Source organism: Burkholderia sp. Ac-20392 (assembly GCF_017104585.1).
GTDB lineage: Bacteria > Pseudomonadota > Gammaproteobacteria > Burkholderiales > Burkholderiaceae > Burkholderia > Burkholderia lata.
On the sequence record NZ_JAAGPB010000774.1, the window covers coordinates 1 to 2,529 of the forward strand.

Annotated in this window: 3 protein-coding genes; 1 reads left to right on the forward strand and 2 read right to left on the reverse strand. The window is 67.3% G+C overall.

The annotated features are described in order from the left end of the window. The coding region (locus tag G3N99_RS38040; RefSeq protein WP_206124948.1) for a DEAD/DEAH box helicase at nt 1-1,430 on the reverse strand (1,430 nt) is incomplete at its 3' end. 362 nt (nt 1,431-1,792) lie between these two features. Further along, a complete protein-coding gene (locus tag G3N99_RS38045; protein ID WP_011352486.1) occupies nt 1,793-2,062 on the reverse strand; it encodes an acyl-CoA-binding protein in 270 nt (89 codons plus the stop codon). Nucleotides 2,063-2,209: 147 nt separating this feature from the next. Between G3N99_RS38045 and tsaB the strand changes: the two genes are divergently transcribed. Further along, nucleotides 2,210-2,529 (forward strand): tRNA (adenosine(37)-N6)-threonylcarbamoyltransferase complex dimerization subunit type 1 TsaB (tsaB, locus tag G3N99_RS38050; protein WP_206124949.1); only part of this gene is annotated, 320 nt, incomplete at its 3' end.

Consider the following 2,529-nt stretch of genomic DNA (forward strand, 5'->3'; position numbering starts at 1 on the left):
TGGCCATTGCCGTTACCGTTGCCGCCATAACCGCCGCCCGGCTTGCCGCCGAAACGACGACCGCCGTTACCGCCGCCCGGACGGCCACGGCCGCCGTTGCCGCCGTTACGCGGGGGCGCCTTGCGCGGCTCGAAACCTTCGATCACGTTGACCGGCAGCGGCGCGCGCACGAAGCGCTCGATGCGCTTGAGCGCGCCTTGCTCGGCGTGGTGCACGAGGCTCACTGCCGTGCCCGAACGGCCTGCACGGCCGGTACGGCCGATCCGGTGCACGTAGTCTTCCGCGAACTTCGGCAGGTCGTAGTTGAACACGTGCGTGATGCCCGGGATGTCGATGCCGCGTGCCGCGACGTCGGTGGCCACCAGCACGCGCACACGGCGCTCGCGCAGCGCACGGATCGTGCGGTTACGCGCGCCCTGCGGCAGGTCGCCATGCAGCGCGGCCGATTCGAAGCCTGCGTCGGCGAGACGGCCGGCGAGCTGGTCGGCGTCGATCTTGGTTGCCGTGAAGATGATCGCCTGGTCGAGCGCGTCGTCGCGCAGCAGGTGATCGAGCAGGCGATCCTTGTGGTCGCGATCGTCGACGTAGTGCACGGTCTGCGCGATGTTCGCGCGCGACTCGAGGCGCTGCTGGATCTCGATGCGTTCCGGATCCTTCAGCAGGCGGCTCGTCAGCGAACCGATCTTGCCGTCGAGCGTGGCCGAGAACAGCATCGTCTGGCGCGACTCGGGCGTGGCGGCGACGATCGTTTCGATGTCGTCGATGAAGCCCATGTCGAGCATGCGGTCGGCTTCGTCCAGCACGAGCATCTTCAGCTCGGACAGGTCGATGCGGCCACGCTCGAGGTGGTCGAGCAGACGGCCCGGCGTGGCAACCAGGATTTCCGGGTTCTTCGCGAGCAGCATCAGCTGCTGGCCGTAGGCGACGCCGCCGAGAATGCTGACCGTGCGCAGGCGCTTCAGGTGCTTGCCGTAGGTCGTTGCGGCCGTGGTGACCTGCATCGCGAGTTCACGGGTCGGCGTCAGCACGAGCAGGCCCGGGCGCGCGACGGGTTGCGGGCGGCGCGCACGGCGGTCGCCCTGGTTCGGTTCGCGCGGCGCGCGCGGTTGCTGCGCTTGCGCCTTCTGGAGCTGCGCGAAACGTTCGATCGCGGGCAGCATGAATGCAGCGGTCTTGCCCGAACCGGTCGGGCTCGAGACCAGCAGGTCACGGCCGGCGATGCCGGCCGGAATCGCGCGCTGCTGGACCGGCGTCGGCTTCACATAGCCGGCGGCCTGCAGCGCGGAGACGATCTCCGGCGACAACCCGAGCGACGCGAAGTTCGGCTCGTCCGACGCCGGTTCGACCGCGGCCGGTACGGCGGCGTCGTCGAGACCGAGCGCCTGGTCGGCGATCGCGTTGAGCGGGCTGGAGTTGATGCTCGAAGTCATAACAATCCTTGAATCACAGTGGGTGAAACGTCGGCGCCAATCGCGCATACCCAAGTCGTCGGATTCAGCGAGCAAATCGGGAAACGGGGGTGCAATCCGCCGAACCGTCGGCGGATGAGGCATTAGAAGCTGTTTTGGGTGCGGCGCGCTTCAGGAGCGGGGCCGCCAGCCTGATAAGTGACGACCGCGAAGGTCGAAGCAGGAGGGGACAGGTTCTAAACCGGATTGGAGCTTAACGCTACGAGGCGCCAGGCCGGAACGGCTTGCGAGCCGAGCGCGGGGGTGACGCAGCCAGCATTATAAAGAGATTTGCTGCGCTGCGCCACTGATTTGATTGCCTATTGCGACAGGGGGCGATTCGGTCAGGAAGCCGTGCCGTTCTTCAGCGATTCGACGAGTTCGATGTACTGCTGCTTCGCCGCATCCTGCGACGTGCCCTTCAGCGCATCCCATGCGTCGTACTTGTATTTGCCGACGATGTCGGTGAAGCCCGGCTTGTCGCCATGGGCGTCGCCGTCGGTGGCCTGCTTGAAGAGTGCGTACAGGCGCAACAGGGTCAGGTTGCCCGGACGTTCCGTCAGTTGCTTGACGTCGATCTGGGCCTGGTCGAATTGGGCGGTGAGTTCGCTCATCGGGTGTCTCCGTAAGGGTTTCAGGTCGGGCGATCTTAACAAGCGGACCGCCGCGCGGGGTCGAGCGATCCTTCCAAACCGCCGCCGGCGCGGCGCGCACGCACGGATCGGGCCCGATCGCCCGTGGGAGCGGGGCGCCGCATTACAATGTCGCCCATGACGCAAACAGTGCTCCTCGCCATCGATACGTCGACCGAATACTGCTCGGTCGCGCTGCTGCGCTCGGCCCATGCCGATGACGCCGTTTCCACCCCGCAAACCTGGGTCCGCCACGAGCTGACGGGCGCCGTGTCGAGCACGCGCGTGCTGCCGGCCATCCAGGCGCTTTTCGCCGAATCGGGGCTGACGCTCGCCGATTGCGACGCGATCGCGTTCGGCGCGGGCCCCGGCTCGTTCACGGGCCTGCGCACCGCGACGGGCATCACCCAGGGTCTCGCGTTCGGGCGCGGGCTGCCGGTCGTGCCGAT